General features: G+C 73.4%; 11 protein-coding genes. 6 read left to right on the top strand and 5 right to left on the bottom strand.

Features of this window, described 5'->3' with window-relative positions; translation table 11 throughout:
* Nucleotides 1-12 precede the first annotated feature (12 nt).
* The 4 genes from nrfD to ACFU0Y_RS02630 form a co-directional block, all read right to left on the bottom strand.
* The gene (nrfD, locus tag ACFU0Y_RS02645; RefSeq protein ID WP_380212891.1) at nucleotides 13-1,107 is read right to left on the bottom strand and encodes an NrfD/PsrC family molybdoenzyme membrane anchor subunit; all 1,095 of its coding nucleotides are present in this window, start codon (nucleotides 1,105-1,107) and stop codon (nucleotides 13-15) included.
* A complete protein-coding gene (locus tag ACFU0Y_RS02640; protein ID WP_380212890.1) occupies nucleotides 1,104-2,096 on the bottom strand; it encodes a 4Fe-4S dicluster domain-containing protein in 993 nt (330 codons plus the stop codon). Before ACFU0Y_RS02640 ends, nrfD begins: the two co-directional genes overlap by 4 nt.
* On the bottom strand, nucleotides 2,096-5,497 hold the full coding sequence (gene fdh, locus ACFU0Y_RS02635) for a formate dehydrogenase (RefSeq protein WP_380212889.1): 3,402 nt from the start codon (nucleotides 5,495-5,497) through the stop codon (nucleotides 2,096-2,098). The genes ACFU0Y_RS02640 and fdh overlap by 1 nt, the downstream gene beginning before the upstream one ends.
* Before the next feature lie 119 nt (nucleotides 5,498-5,616).
* On the bottom strand, nucleotides 5,617-6,858 hold the full coding sequence (locus ACFU0Y_RS02630; protein WP_380212888.1) for a heparan-alpha-glucosaminide N-acetyltransferase domain-containing protein: 1,242 nt from the start codon (nucleotides 6,856-6,858) through the stop codon (nucleotides 5,617-5,619).
* Between the two features lie 435 nt (nucleotides 6,859-7,293).
* Here ACFU0Y_RS02630 and ACFU0Y_RS02625 point away from each other — a divergent pair, with 435 nt between their 5' ends.
* The 6 genes from ACFU0Y_RS02625 (at nucleotide 7,294) to ACFU0Y_RS02600 (ending at nucleotide 13,755) form a co-directional block, all read left to right on the top strand.
* Nucleotides 7,294-7,749: a hypothetical protein gene (locus ACFU0Y_RS02625; protein ID WP_380212887.1), complete on the top strand. Its 456-nt coding sequence runs from the start codon at nucleotides 7,294-7,296 to the stop codon at nucleotides 7,747-7,749.
* Nucleotides 7,750-8,030: 281 nt separating this feature from the next.
* A complete protein-coding gene (locus ACFU0Y_RS02620) occupies nucleotides 8,031-9,665 on the top strand; it encodes an ABC transporter substrate-binding protein (RefSeq protein WP_380212886.1) in 1,635 nt (544 codons plus the stop codon).
* A gap of 81 nt (nucleotides 9,666-9,746) precedes the next feature.
* The gene (locus ACFU0Y_RS02615) at nucleotides 9,747-10,670 is read left to right on the top strand and encodes an ABC transporter permease (protein WP_380212885.1); all 924 of its coding nucleotides are present in this window, start codon (nucleotides 9,747-9,749) and stop codon (nucleotides 10,668-10,670) included.
* A complete protein-coding gene (locus tag ACFU0Y_RS02610) occupies nucleotides 10,663-11,631 on the top strand; it encodes an ABC transporter permease (RefSeq protein ID WP_380212884.1) in 969 nt (322 codons plus the stop codon). Before ACFU0Y_RS02615 ends, ACFU0Y_RS02610 begins: the two co-directional genes overlap by 8 nt.
* A gap of 68 nt (nucleotides 11,632-11,699) precedes the next feature.
* The gene (locus ACFU0Y_RS02605) at nucleotides 11,700-12,728 is read left to right on the top strand and encodes an ABC transporter ATP-binding protein (RefSeq protein WP_380212907.1); all 1,029 of its coding nucleotides are present in this window, start codon (nucleotides 11,700-11,702) and stop codon (nucleotides 12,726-12,728) included.
* On the top strand, nucleotides 12,721-13,755 hold the full coding sequence (locus ACFU0Y_RS02600) for an ABC transporter ATP-binding protein (RefSeq protein ID WP_380212883.1): 1,035 nt from the start codon (nucleotides 12,721-12,723) through the stop codon (nucleotides 13,753-13,755). The genes ACFU0Y_RS02605 and ACFU0Y_RS02600 overlap by 8 nt, the downstream gene beginning before the upstream one ends.
* A gap of 39 nt (nucleotides 13,756-13,794) precedes the next feature.
* Here ACFU0Y_RS02600 and ACFU0Y_RS02595 read toward each other — a convergent pair whose 3' ends face one another.
* A complete protein-coding gene (locus ACFU0Y_RS02595) occupies nucleotides 13,795-14,787 on the bottom strand; it encodes a DNA-3-methyladenine glycosylase family protein (protein ID WP_380212882.1) in 993 nt (330 codons plus the stop codon).
* Nucleotides 14,788-14,878 lie beyond the last annotated feature (91 nt).

Here is a 14,878-nt window from a genome sequence, read left to right as displayed (position 1 = left end):
GGCGCCGGGCGCTCAGCCGACGGTGGTGATCGAGTCGTCGGTGACCCCGGCGGCCTGCCGCGCGGCCAGCCGCGCCTTCTGCGGCTCGATCGTGTAGCGCGGGTCCACGGCGGAGTGCATGCCGGCCTCCATCACGCCGAACCGGGTCAGCGCCGAGGAGGCCAGCAGCGCCAGCCCCGAGAGCGCGGCGACGGCCCGGTGCCGCCCGCCCAGCAGCGTGCCGAGACCGCCGGCGACCGCCAGCCGCTCGCTCCACGCGAGCATCGTCCCGGCCTGGCCGTGGTGCAGCGGCTCGGCCGCGACCGGGTCCATGCGGCGCTCCATGAGCTTCGTGGCGACCAGCTCGCCCGCCACACCCAGCACCGCCAGCCGCCGCGCGGGGCCGGCCTCGTCCACGGACGTGGTGACCATCGCCAGACCGCCCGAGGCGAGGCTCGCCGAGCTCACGAAGACGAACGCCAGGTCCTCGCGGGCCGCGTTCCAGGTGGGCGTCGCCGTGTCGGAGAGCAGGGCCGCGGTGTAGGCGGCGAGCGGGCCGGCGAAGACGGCGGCCTCCACGCCGGCCGGTCCCTCCACGGCGCGCAGCACCGGGCGCAGCGGGCCCAGCGGCAGGCGGGACCCGGTCATCCGGTCGACCTCGGAGGCGACCGCGGTCCCCATGCCGGCCCCGAACGCGCTGAGGATCCACGTGCCCATGCTCATCGGCGAGGTCGGCTTGAACGTGCGCAGCATGTGCAGGAACCGCTCGGGGCGGCCGAGGTCCGCGACGAGGGCCGCGCCGCCCAGGCCGAGTGCGGTCACCGAGCCCAGGCGTGCGTTGCGCCGCAGCTCGTCCCGGCCGGTCAGCTGACCGCCGAGGGCCAGCAGCGCCGAGCCGCCGGCCACGCCGCCGAGGAACAGGTACGCGGCGACCTCGTGGCCCCAGGGCGCCGGCTTGACCACCGGGCGCCCGTAGTAGGAGCCGAACTCCGGCTCCGGGACCATCGGCATCTCCCGGGAGCCGTCGCCGCCCCCGGCCCGGCCGGCGCCCCGCCGGCGCGCACCGTCCCGCCGCGGGCGGCGCGGCGGCTCGGGCGGACGGTAGCTGTCGAACTCGGACAGGCTCACGAGCGGCCTCCCGCGAAGGCCAGGGCGGCGGCGGCGAGCATGCCCGCCGCGGCCAGGCCGGCCCGCTGGTACATCCGGGGCAGGTCCGCGGTGGGCACACGGGGGTCCGGGGGAAGCCCGTAGACCTCCGGCTCGTCGAGCAGCAGGAACACCGAGCCGGTGCCGCCGACGCCGTCCAGCTCGTTGGCGCCGTAGAGCCGGGCCTCGGTGCGGCCCTGGGCGTGCAGCTCGGCGACCCGGTGCCGGGCCGTCTCGACCATGTCGTCGTGCTCGCCGTACTTGATGGAGGTCGTCGGGCAGGTCTGCGCGCACGCCGGCGTCTGGTCGTCCACCATGCGGTCGTAGCACAGGGTGCACTTCTGGGCGACGCCCACGTTCTTCACCTCGGGCTTGCCCGGTTGCCCGTCCCGCTCCGTGCGGGGTGCGGCCGTGCCGTCGGTGCGCCGCTCGATCACGCCGAACGGGCAGCCGGCCACGCAGGTCCCGCACCCGTTGCACACGTCGTCCTGGACCACCACGGTGCCGTGCTCGGTGCGGAACAGCGCCCCGGTGGGGCACACGTCGAGGCACCCGGCGTGCGTGCAGTGCTTGCAGACGTCGGAGGACATCAGCCAGCGGAACTCCGGGGTGTCCGGCGGGGTGGTGTCCCCCGCGGGCTGCGGGCGCGCCTCGGGCGGGCCCACGCGCGGCATGCCCAGGCTCACGAGCTTGCGCCCGGACTCGCGGGCCTCCTCGATGCGCTCGCTGTCCTGCTCCACGAACGCCACGTGCCGCCAGGTGCTGGCGCCCAGCGAGCCGGTGTTGTCGTAGGAGGACTCGAGCAGCTCGAGCTCCCCGTCCTGCGGGTTCTGGTTCCACTCCTTGCACGCCACCTCGCAGGCCTTGCATCCGATGCAGATCGAGGTGTCCGTGAAGAAGCCCTTCCGCTCGTGCCGGTGCTCCCAGTGCGCGTCTGCCGTGGGATCGGTCGGTCCGGCCAGCTGGCCCATCAGTGCTCCCTCGTCGGGTCGGTGGTCGGGTCGGTGGTCTCGCCGGCGGCCGGGTCCGGGCTCCGGTCGCCGCTCCGGCCGGGGGCCGGGACGTCGCCGGGGACGTCGATCCGGGTGTTGCCGGTCTCCACCGTGGCGCCGGCGCGCTCCTGGTACTCCGCGACCAGGTCGAGCAGCTCGGCGCCCCGCGGCCGGCGGCCCGGGCGGATGTGGCACGAGCCCACCTTGGAGTCCTGGATCTGCACGTTGGGCTCGAGCGTGAGGCCCAGCAGGTCGTTGGCGGAGTCGCCGCTGACCACGGCGTCGTCACCCACCCCCCAGTGGTACGGGAGGCCGATCTGGTGCACGGTGTGCCCGCGCACCGTCAGCGGGGTCATCCGCTCGGTGACCAGCACCCGCGCCTCGATCGCCGCCCGGGGGGAGACGATCGTGGCCCAGCCGTAGGGCTCCAGCCCGCACTCGGCGGCGAGCTCGGGGGAGACCTCGCAGAACATCTCCGGCTGCAGCTCCGAGAGGTAGGGCAGCCAGCGGCTCATGCCACCGGCGGTGTGGTGCTCGGTGAGCCGGTAGGTGGTGAACACGTAGGGGTACACGTCCGCCCCCGGCTCCCCGGCGCTCGGGGCGGTGAGATTGTCCCGGCGGGCGAACAGCACCCGGGAGGGGTTGCGCTGCTGGCTGTACAGGGCGTTGGCGACCGGCGACTCCTGCGGCTCGTAGTGGGTGGGCAGCGGTCCGTCCAGCACGCCCTTGGGCGCGTACAGCCATCCCTTGCCGTCGGCCTGCATGATGAACGGGTCGTCGCCGGCGAGGGCGGCCGCGCCGCCGGTGTCGGGGTCGGGACGGGTGCCCGGGGCGAGGCGGAGCGGGAAGTCGGGCACGTCGTCCCCGACCCACTGGTCCTGCTCCTCGTCCCACCACACGAGCTTCTTGCGCTCGCTCCAGGGCCTGCCCTCGGGGTCGGCCGAGGCGCGGTTGTAGAGCAGGCGGCGGTTGGCCGGCCACGCCCAGCCCCACTCCAGGGCCGCGGGGGCCTGATCCTGACCCGGCCGGCGCAGGGCGGCGCGGTTGACGCCGTCGGCGTAGACGCCGGTGTAGATCCAGCAGCCGCCGGAGGTCGAGCCGTCCGCGCGCATCTCGGTGTACGAGGACAGCGGCTTCCCGGCGTCCGGTCCGGTGAGGTGGCGGCCGTTGATCTCGGCGAGCACCGCCTCGGGGTCGGGCTCGCCGTGCTCGTCGACGGGGTAGTCCCAGGTGAGGTCGAGCAGCGGGCGGTCCCGTTCGTCGCCGGAGTCCGCCAGCCGTTCCCGGATCCGCCGGCCCAGCTCGAAGAAGAACTGCAGCTCGCTCTGGCACTCGCCCGGCGGCGCCACCGCCTGGTGGCGCCACTGGAGCAGCCGCTGGGTCTGGGTGAAGGTGCCGGACTTCTCCACGTGCGTGGCGGCGGGCAGGAAGAACACCTCGGTCTCGATGTCCTCGGTGCGCAGCTCGCCCGAGGCGATCTCCGGGCCGTCCTTCCACCAGGTCGCCGACTCGATGAGGTTGAGGTCGCGCACCACCAGCCACTTGAGGTGGGACATGGCCATGCGCTGCATCCGGCCGTTGGAGGACCCCACCGCGGGGTTCTGGCCGAGCAGGAAGTACCCCTCCACCTCGTCGTCGAGCATCTTCGTCAGCGTCTGGAAGGTGCCGTGGGCCCCGGTGAGGCGCGGCAGGTAGTCGTAGGCCCAGTCGTTGTCCGCGGTGGCGGCGTCCCCCCACCAGGCCTTGAGCAGACTCGTCGTGTAGGCGTCGGCCTCGGCCCAGTAGCCCTTCTGCTTCTTCGACGCGATCGCGGCCAGGTAGTCCTCGAACGTGTCGTGGGTGCCGGCCACCGGCATCGGCAGGTAGCCGGGCAGCAGGTTGAACAGCGTCGGGATGTCGGTCGAGCCCTGGATGCTGGCGTGCCCGCGCAGGGCCATGATCCCGCCGCCGGGACGGCCCATGTTGCCCAGCAGCAGCTGCAGGATCGAGGCGGTGCGGATGTACTGCGCGCCCAGGCTGTGCTGGGTCCAGCCCACGGCGTAGGCGAAGCACGTGGTCCGCTCGCGCCCGGAGTTCTCCGTGACGGAGCGGGCGAGGTACGCGAAGTCCTCGGTGGAGATGCCGCACACCTCCTGCACCATCTCGGGGGTGTAGCGCGCGTAGTGCCGCTTGAGGATCTGGAACACCGTCCGGGGGTCCTGCAGCGTGTCGTCGCGCAGCATGCGGGCGTGCTCCATCGGGGCGCCGCCGCTGCCCAGCTGCTGACCGGCGGCCTCCTCCACGGCCTCGGCTCCGGCCTCGGCCCCGTTGTCGGGGTCGCCCGCGGGCGCGTCCACCTTGCCGTCGTCGTCCCCGGCGCCGTCCTCCTTCTCGTCGTAGGCCCAGGTGGACATGTCGTACTGGCCGGTCTCGGGGTCGAAGCCCGAGAACAGGCCGTCGAGGTCCTCGGCGTCGCGGAAGTCCTCGTTCACCAGCGTGGCGGCGTTGGTGTAGGCGCGGACGTACTCCTCGAACCACAGGTCGTGCGTGAGCACGTGGTTGACCAGCGCTCCGAGCAGGACGATGTCCGAGCCGGCCCGGATCGGGACGTGCTTGTCAGCGACGGCCGAGGTGCGGGTGAAGCGGGGGTCGACGTGGATGACCCGCGCGCCGCGGGCCTTGGCCTCGGTCACCCACTGGTAGCCCACGGGGTGGCACTCGGCCATGTTGGAGCCCTGGATGACGATGCAGTCGGCATTGGCCATGTCCTGCAGGGACTGCGTCGCGCCACCGCGACCGAACGAGGCTCCCAGACCGGGAACCGTCGCGGAGTGTCAAATACGGGCCTGGTTCTCGATCTGGATCGCTCCCGCGGCGGTGAAGAGCTTCTTGATCAGGTAGTTCTCTTCGTTGTCCAGCGTGGCGCCGCCCAGGGCGGCGAAGCCCATCGTGCGGCGCAGCGGACGGCCCTGCTCGTCGGCGTCCTGCCAGCCGTTGCGGCGGGCCTCGAGGACGCGGTCGGCCACCATCTCGACGGCGGTGTCCAGGTCCAGCCGCTGCCACTCGGTGGCCCGGGGCGCACGGTAGAGCACCTCGGTCTGCCGGCCGGGCGCGTTGACCAGCTGCTCGCTCGCCGAGCCCTTGGGGCACAGGCGGCCGCGGGAGATCGGCGAGTCCGGGTCGCCCTCGATCTGGACGACCTTCTCGTCCTTGACGTACACGCGCTGACCGCAGCCGACCGCGCAGTACGGGCACACGCTCTGCACGACCCGGTCCGCGGTGCTCGTGCGCGGGGCCGTGGATCGGGTGCGCTCCGAGGTCACCGCCGGGCCGCGACCGAGCAGGTCGCCCGAACGGATCTGCCGGAGGACCGGCCACTCCAAGGGACTGAATCGTGACATGCCAGGAGCATAGCCCGCCGAGCCCCGCTGTGGCAGGGGCCACACCGGAGAAGTGTGCCGTCGGGGGCGTCCGCCCGGGGTGCGGGGCCCGCGGTGCGGGCCCCGGCGTGCCGGACCCCTCAGCCGCGGGGCGTTCCCCCCGTCCGGGAGGCCCCGCTCAGCACCAGGCGGCGGGTGGCCCGCACGGCGGCCGCGACCACCCGCTCGAGCGGCCCCTGCCCCAGCGTCCGCTGCCAGAGCACGGCGAAGCCGGCGGCCACGGCCACGTGCACGGCGAACCAGAGCGCACGGTCCGCGTAGTGGACCGTCGTGGCCAGGGCGAGCAGGTGGGCCGAGTACAGGGTCAGCGTGCGGGCGCCCATGGCGCCCAGCGCGGTCCACAACCGGTCGGGACGCGCGACGAGCAGGAAGAGCCCCAGCACGGCCAGGCCGGTGCCCAGGTCCATGAGCAGCGTCACCGGGGTGTTGCTGTGCGGGCCGGGGGTGAGCAGCCACCACCAGGTGGAGGTGGGCAGGTCCGGGCTCGGCCCCCAGACGAGGATCTCGTCGATCTGGTCCTCGCTCAGCCAGGGGGTGTGCCGCATCAGCTGGTCGTAGCCGCCGGCCTGCAGGACCAGCACCCAGTAGACGAACCACGCGCCGAGCGCCAGGATCACGCCGAGCACGGCGATCCGGACCCGCACCACGACCTCGTGCAGGTCGGTCCGGCCGAGGAGCAGACCGGCGCACAGGTACGTCAGGTAGGGCACGGCCGGGTAGGTCCCGGTCAGCAGCACCTGGGCCAGGGTGGCGCCCGGGTCCGCGAGCGCGCTGCCGAGGGTGGGGTTCACGGTCCCGGGCTGGGGCAGGGCGGGGCCGAGCACGTGCACGAGCACGGGGCCCAGGACCGCGAAGAGGCCCGCGGCGGCGGCCAGCGTGCGGCGCCGCAGGCCGAGCAGGGGGAGGGCGAGCAGGAAGAACGCGCCGTAGTAGACGAGGATGCCCAGCGCGGGCGCCGGGGACGGCATGACCTGGTTGATCGCCAGCCCGAGGGCGGCGATGAGCAGGGCCCGGACGACCAGTCCGGCGCGGGTGGCTGTCAGGGCGCGGCCCCGGTGCGGGTTCCGCCCGCCCGAGGAGAACGCCAGGCTCAGCCCGGCCAGCAGGGCGAACAGCGCCGCGGCGCGCCCGCCGAACAGACTCCACTGCAGGGTGGGCTCGAAGGTCTCGGGGTCGTGGACGGGCAGGATGTGGACCGCGATCATGCCGATCAGCGCCAAGCCGCGGGCGGCGTCCACGGCGATGAGGCGGGGTCTGCGGGCGGGGGCCGCGGCGGTCGAGCGGGTGGTGCCGGTCGTGGGGGCTTCGGACGTTCGGCTCATGGGATCTCCGGGGGCGGGGGAGCGCAGGGGATCGTGACCGCTGCCGGCGGGGACCGGTGCGGCCCGTGCGCGGGGGGTGCGCAGAGGGTGCGCGCGGACGGGGCGGCTCGCGGGGATCCGGGCGGCCGGCAGGTGGGACGTCCGCACCGACCCCGGGGGAGGGGCCGGTGCGGACGGCGGTGCGCCCGGGCGGGGGCCCGGTGCGGCGGCGGTCCCGAATCCCTCTCGGGCCGCCTCCGACCCTAGGAGCCGGATCTTCTCCTGTCCACTTGACGCATTTGCATTGTCGCAGGTCACAACGCGTTTGTGACGTGTTCACCGGCGCCCCTCTGGAAGTCCGCCGGGGTCGCTGGTTCCATGGGAGCAGACCCCTTCGGCCCGCGCCGGGCGCCGGGCGGAGGGGGTGCGATTGCAGGTCCTGAGGAGGGTTCGACGATGAGCAGTGCACTGTCCCCCCGGCCGACGTCCCGGTCGGTCGACCCCGTCCACGTCCCGCTGCTCCCGGAGCACCCCGACGACGCCGCCCCCGACCGCCAGGACGAAGACCTCGGTCTGCACCCCGCCGGGCTCCTCCAGCGGGTCTTCGCCGCGGCGGGAGAGGTGGAGGCGGCGGAGTGGGCGCTCGACCGGGTCCTCGACGCCGTGGCCTCCGGGGAGGAGGTGGGCATCGGTCTCGACGTCGCACCCCTCGACGGCGCCCTCGAATCGGCGCGCTGGTCGCTGGACCGGGCGGTGGGCGCCCTGCACGCCGAGATCCGCTGCGCGGCGCGGCGCGGCGTCCCGCTCGTCCTCCTCGCCGAGGCCTCCGTGACGGAGCTGGACGAGGTGCGCTCCGTACTGCGCTCTGCCGCTCCCGGGGCGGGGCTCGGGGGGCTGCCCGCCGCCGGCTGAGCCGACCTCCGGCCCGGTGGCGGTACAGGGCCCCGCCGTTGTTGTTGCCGATGGGTAACCGATACCGGCGGTTTCTGTTTCTTCTGGCGTGTCTGCTGCCGCCCCCCGGATGGACCACATAGATTTCTTCTGGGTGCGGCGGACGGTGATCTCCGTCACGTCGGACCCGGAGCCTCGTGCTCCACGACGCGAGCCCCGTGCTCGCCCCGGCGTGGCCCCGTCCCCCTCGGACTGCGAACCCAGCACTCCTGGCGGGCCCGTATCGACCCATGGAGGAAACGATGAGAACGAAGCGGATCGCGGGCACGTCAGTGGTGCTCTCCGGAGCCCTGCTGCTCACCGCGTGCGGCGGGGGAGGCGGCGGGGGCACCTCCGCCGAGGGCGGCGACGGCGGCGGCACCTTCAGTGTGTACATCGGCGAGCCCGAGAACCCGCTGCTGCCCGGCAACACCGGCGAGACGGAGGGCGGCCAGGTCGTCGACGCGCTGTGGACCGGTCTGGTCGAGTACGACCGGGAGTCCAACGAGGCCGTCTACACCGGCGTCGCGGAGTCGATCGAGTCCGACGACCAGACGACGTGGACGGTCAGCCTCAAGGACGGCTGGACCTTCCACGACGGGTCCCCGGTGACCGCCCAGAGCTACGTGGACTCGTGGAACTACGTGGCCAACAGCGAGAACGCGCAGGGCAACTCGTACTTCTTCTCCAACGTGGAGGGCTACGACGCCCTCCAGGGCAAGGACGGTGCGAGCCCCACCGCCACGGAGATGTCCGGTCTGCGCGTCGTCGACGAGCAGACCTTCGAGGTCACCCTGAGCGAGCCCTACGCGCAGTGGCCGACCACCGTCGGCTACACCGCGTTCTTCCCGATGCCGGAGGCGTTCTTCGACAACCCCGAGGGCTTCGGCGAGCAGCCGATCGGCAACGGCCCTTTCAAGGCGGACGAGGCCTTCCAGGAGGGACAGGGCATCACGCTCACCCGCTACGAGGAGTTCGGCGGCGACGAGCCGGCCAAGGCCGCGGGCGTGGAGTTCCGGGTCTACACCGAGATCAACACCGCCTACAACGACCTCCAGGCCGGTTCGCTCGACGTGGTCGACCAGATCCCGCCGGACGCCATCGGCTCCGCCGAGGACCAGTTCGGCGAACGGTTCAAGACCACCCCGCGCGGCGACATCACCGCGCTCGGCTTCCCGACCTACGACGAGCGCTTCGCCGACCCGGAGGTCCGGCGGGCCTTCTCCATGGCGATCGACCGGCAGGCGATCACCGACGCGATCTTCCAGGGCGCTCGCACCCCGGCCGCGTCCTTCGTCTCGCCCGTGATCGACGGCCACCGCGAGGACGCCTGCGACGTGTGCGAGCTCGATGTCGAGGAGGCCAAGCGGATCCTCGACGAGGCCGGCTTCGACAAGTCCGAGCCCGTGGACCTGTGGTTCAACGCCGGCGCCGGCCACGAGGAGTGGATGCAGGCCGTCGGCAACCAGCTCCGCGAGAACCTGGGCGTCGAGTACCAGCTGCGCGGCGACCTCCAGTTCGCCGAGTACCTGCCCAAGCAGGACGAGAAGGGCATGACCGGACCGTTCCGCTCCGGCTGGATCATGGACTACCCGGTCATGGAGAACATGCTCGGCCCGACCTACTCCACGGCGGCCCTGCCGCCGGCCGGGTCGAACGTGACGTTCTACTCGAACGAGGAGTTCGACGCCAAGCTGAAGGAGGGCAACGCCGCCGACTCGATCGACTCGGCGATCCAGGCCTACCAGGAGGCCGAGGACCTGCTCGTGGCCGACATGCCGGCCACGCCGCTGTTCTTCGGGCTCGTGCAGTACGCCCACTCGGAGAAGGTGGACGAGGTCTACGTCAACAGCTTCGGCCGCGTCGAGGTCGAGGACGTCGTCGTCACCTCGGAATGATCCGACCCTGACCCGGGGCGCCCCGCACGGGGCGCCCCGGGGCCACCTGTCCACGCAACACCTCAACACACAAGGAGACCCATGGGGCGGTACGTCCTCCGCCGTCTGCTGCTGACCGTCCCGGTGCTGCTGGGCGCGTCCCTGCTCATCTTCGCGATGGTCTACGCGCTTCCCGGCGATCCCATCCGGGCGCTGGCCGGCGACCGTCCGCTGTCCGAGGCCGTGCAGGCGCAGCTGCGCGCCGAGTACAATCTCGACGACCCGCTGCTGATCCAGTACGCCAAGTACCTGGGCGGCCTGGTGCAGGGCGACTTCGGCACCGACTTCTCGGGCCGTCCCGTCCTCGACACGATCCTGGACCGGCTGCCGGTGACGGCCCGGCTGGCCCTCGTCGCGGTGGCCTTCGAGATCCTCATCGGCATCCTCGCCGGCGTGCTGGCAGGCCTGCGGCGCGGGTCCTTCTTCGACAACCTCGTGCTGGTCTCGACCACGGTGGTCGTGTCCATCCCCGTCTTCGTCCTCGGCTTCCTCGCCCAGTACGTCTTCGGCGTGCGGCTCGGCTGGTTCCCCATCGCCGGCATCTCGGACGGCTGGTACAGCTACGTCCTGCCCGGCTTCGTGCTCGCGGCGCTCTCGCTCGCCTACGTGGCCCGGCTGACCCGCACGAGCCTCGCGGAGAACCTGCAGAGCGACTACGTGCGCACGGCGCGCGCCAAGGGTCTCAGCGAGGTGTCGGTGGTCGGCAAGCACACCCTGCGCAACAGCCTCATCCCGGTGGTCACCTTCATCGGCGCCGACCTCGGCGCCCTCATGGGCGGGGCGATCGTCACCGAGTCGGTGTTCAACATCCCCGGCCTCGGCCGGGCGGTCTACGACGCGGTGCTGCGGCAGGAGGGCGCCGTCGTCGTCGGGATCGTCACCCTGTTCGTCTTCTTCTACATCTTCTTCAACCTGGTGGTCGATGTCCTCTACGCCGCCCTCGACCCGAGGATCCGCTATGAATGAGCCGCGTCCGGAGAGCGTCCGCGAGGAACGGGACGCCCGCCACGAGACCTTCTCCGACCGCGTGGACGACCGCGCGGACGAGATCGCCTCGGCGGCGGCCGCCGGGGACATCGAGCAGGTCAGCCTGTGGCGGGACGCCTGGAAGGGCCTGCTCCGCAACCCCTTCTTCCTGGTGGGAGCCCTGCTCTTCGTCGTGTTCGCGGTGATGGCCCTCGCCCCGCAGGTGTTCACCTCAGTGGACCCGCGGGCCTGCAGCCTCGGCCGCTCGGGGGAGGGCCCGCAGCCCGGGGCGCCGTTCGGCTACGACGTCCAGGGCTGCGACTACTACTCGAACGTGGTGCACGGCGCGCGCATCTCCCTGGCCATCGGCTTCCTCGCCGTCCTGGGCACCCTGGCCATCGGCGTGGTGGTGGGCGCGCTCGCCGGCTACTACGGCGGCTGGCTCGACTCGCTGCTCGCCCGGATCACCGACATCTTCTACGGCCTCCCCCTCATCCTGGGCGCCATCATCCTGCTCTCCGTGCTGCCCGAGCGCGGGGTGCTCGAGGTCTCCCTCGCGCTGATCGCGTTCGGCTGGATGACGGCCATGCGCCTGGTCCGCTCCAACGTGATCGGGGTCAAGGAGGCCGACTACGTCCAGGCGGCCCGGGCGCTGGGCGCGCGGACCGGCCGGATCCTCACCAAGCACATCCTGCCCAACGCCGTGGCGCCCGTCCTGGTCTACTCCACCATCGCGGTGGGCACGATCATCGCCTCGGAGGCGACGCTCACCTTCCTGGGCGTGGGTCTGCAGCTGCCGGAGATCTCCTGGGGCCTGCAGATCAACGCGGCGCAGAACAGGCTGCGCGACGCCCCGCACCTGATCCTCTTCCCGTCGCTGTTCCTGTCCCTGACCGTGCTCTCGTTCATCCTCATGGGCGACGCGCTGCGCGACGCCCTCGACCCGAAGTTGCGCCGATGACACCCTCCTCCGTCCCCACCCCCGCCCCCGTGCCCGCTCCGCCGGGGGGCGCGGCGGACCCCGCCCCCGTGCCCGCTCCGCCGGGGGGCGCGGCGGACCCCGTGCTCGAGGTCGTCGACCTCGCGGTGGAGTTCCGCTCCCGCCGGCGCACCGTCCGGGCCGTCAACGGGATCAGCTACACCGTCCGGGCCGGCGAGACCCTCGCGATCGTCGGGGAGTCCGGCTCCGGCAAGAGCGTCAGCGCCCAGGCCGTCATGGGCATCCTCGACATCCCGCCCGCCCGCATCACGCACGGCGAGATCCGCTTCCACGGCGAGGACCTGCTGGGCATGAGCCGCCGGGACCAGCGGGCGGTGCGGGGGCCGGGCATCGCCATGGTCTTCCAGGACGCCCTCTCCGCGCTGAACCCGGTCTTCTCCGTGGGCCACCAGATCGGCGAGCTGTTCCGCGCCCACCGGGGCGCCTCCCGGCAGGAGGCGAAGGCCCGGGCGATCGAGCTCATGGAGCGCGTGGGGATCCCCGCGGCCCGGGAGCGCGTGGGCGACTTCCCGCACCAGTTCTCCGGCGGCATGCGCCAGCGCGTGATGATCGCGATGGCCATCGCCCTGGACCCGGACATCCTGATCGCCGACGAGCCGACCACCGCGCTCGACGTCACCGTCCAGGCCCAGATCATGGATCTGCTCACGGAGCTCCGCACGCAGACCGGGATGGGCGTCATCCTCATTACCCACGACCTGGGGGTGGTCAACGAGGTCGCCGACCGGGTCGCGGTGATGTACGCGGGCAGCATCGTGGAGAACGGCACGGTCGACGAGGTGCTCTCGGCGCCCCTGCACCCCTACACCCGGGGGCTGATGTCCTCGATGCCCAGCCTCGAGTCCCAGGGCGAGCGGCTCCTGCCCATCGCCGGGACCCCGCCGGACCTCTCCGCCGTCCCCGCCGGCTGCGCGTTCCACCCGCGCTGCCCGATGGCGCGGTTCGGGCGGACGGCGGCGCCGGGCAAGGACTGCGCCGCGGACGTCCCGGTGCTGCGCGAGGTCGTGCCGGGTCGGACGGCCGCGTGCCACTACAGCGAGGAGCTCCAGCATGAGTGACACCCGGCCGACGACGACGGCGGACGCGCCCCTTCTGGAGCTGCGCGGGCTCACCAAGCACTTCCCCCTCACCCAGGGGGTGCTGCTTCGGCGGACCGTGGGCCAGGTCCAGGCGGTGGACGGCGTGAGCATGACCCTCGGCCCGGGGGAGACCTTGGGGCTCGTGGGCGAGTCCGGCTCCGGCAAGTCCACCGTGGCGAAGCTCATCATGGCGCTGCAGCAGCCCACCGCGGGCCAGGTCCTGTACAAGGGCCGGGACGTGGCCGCGATGTCCTCGCGGCAGCTGCGGGAGTACCGCCGCAACGTGCAGATCATCTTCCAGGACCCCTACTCGTCCCTCAACCCGCGGATGACGGTGGGGGACATCGTGGCCGAGGCCTGGGACGTGCACCCCAACGCGGTGGCGCGGCAGGACCGCGCGGCCACGGTCCGGGAGCTGCTGGAGCGGGTGGGGCTGCGGCCCGACTACGCCAACCGGTACCCGCACCAGTTCTCCGGGGGCCAGCGGCAGCGCATCGGGATCGCGCGGGCCCTGGCCCTGCGCCCCGAGGTGATCATCTGCGACGAGCCGGTCTCGGCCCTGGACGTCTCCGTCCAGGCGCAGGTCATCAATCTGCTGCAGGACCTGCAGGACGAGTTCGGCCTGTCCTTCCTCTTCATCGCCCACGACCTCTCTGTGGTGCGCCACCTCAGCGACCGGGTCGCGGTGATGTACCTCGGCAAGGTGGTGGAGACGGGCGACCGGGACGCGATCTACCACCGGGCCGCCCACCCGTACACGCAGGCCCTGCTCTCCGCGGTACCGGTCCACGAGCCCGCCCTGCGCGGGGGGCGTGAGCGGATCATGCTCAGCGGCGACCTGCCCAGTCCCGCGAACCCGCCCTCCGGGTGCCGGTTCCGGACGCGGTGCTGGAAGGCGCGGGACGTGTGCGCCGAGCAGGAGCCGGAGCTCGTGGACCGCGGCCAGGGCCACCCGGCGGCCTGCCACTTCGCCGAGAGCCGGGACCTCGTGCCCGGCTCGGCGTAGCCGCCGGCCCGGGCGGCCGCCCCGCGCCGCCGGACGGGCTCAGCGGGCCCCGGACCCTCCGGGGCCCTCGGCGGGGCAGGGGCCGCCGGGCGCTGCGCGGTCCCCGCCGGCGGGGACCGCGGCCGAGTCCGGGAACGCCGCGCGGGCCCACAGCCGCATCACGGCGTAGCTGCGCCAGGGGGCCCAGCGGGCGGCCGCGGCGGCCGCGGCGGCCGCGGCCGACGCCCCGGACACCCCGAGCGCGCGGCGCAGGACCAGGTCCTGGGGCAGGAAGACGTCGGGGTCGCCCAGGACGCGCAGCGAGATCGACCCCGCCGTCCACGGCCCGATGCCGGGCAGGGCGAGCAGACGCTCGCGCAGCAGCGCGGCCTGCTCCCCGGCCGGGCCGCCGCCCGGCGGGGCGTCGAGGACGAGTCCGTCGCGGACCGCCACCGCGAGCGCGTGGACGGTCGCGGCCCGGCGGGTGGTGACGCCGATGTCCCGCTGCAGCCGGGCGGGGTCCGTCCCGGCGATCCGGTGGGCCGGGGGGAAGGCCGTGGCGCCGCCCGCCACCGGGGTGCCGTGGTGGCGGACCAGGCGCCCGGCGAACGTGCGGGCCGCGGCGAGGGAGACCTGCTGCCCGAGCACGGTCAGGACCGCCGTCTCGAAGCCGTCCGGGGCGCCGGGCAGCCGGATCAGGGGCCAGGCGCGCACGTCCGCCGCGAGCGCGGGGTCGGCGGCCAGGGCGCGGTCCGCCGCGGGGGACTCCGTGCCCTCGCCGAGCCAGCGGCGCACCCGGTCCAGCACGGGCGCCAGGGTGTGCGCCGGTCCGGGGCCCACGCGCACGGGGAGACCGGCCGGGCCGAGACCGTGCCAGTCGACGGTCACGGTCCGGGCGGCACCGTCCACGACCACGGGACGCCGGTGGGCGCCGCCCGCGAGGTCGTCGCACCCGGGCACGGCCTGGGACGCCAGGAAGTCCCGGAGGAACCCCGGGGACGCCGGCGGCGGGAGCAGGACGTCCACGGCACCCGCGGACCCGTCGTCGTGCATGCGCTGCTCCCGGTCGTCGAGGGGCGGAGGTCCGGGACCCAGCCTGGCCGGGGGGCCGCCGCCTGTCCAGGAGGAAAAACCACGAAGCCCT

The organism is Kocuria sp. NPDC057446, assembly GCF_042802875.1.
Taxonomy (GTDB): domain Bacteria; phylum Actinomycetota; class Actinomycetes; order Actinomycetales; family Micrococcaceae; genus Kocuria.
This window is presented reverse-complemented; position numbering and strand designations above follow the sequence as displayed.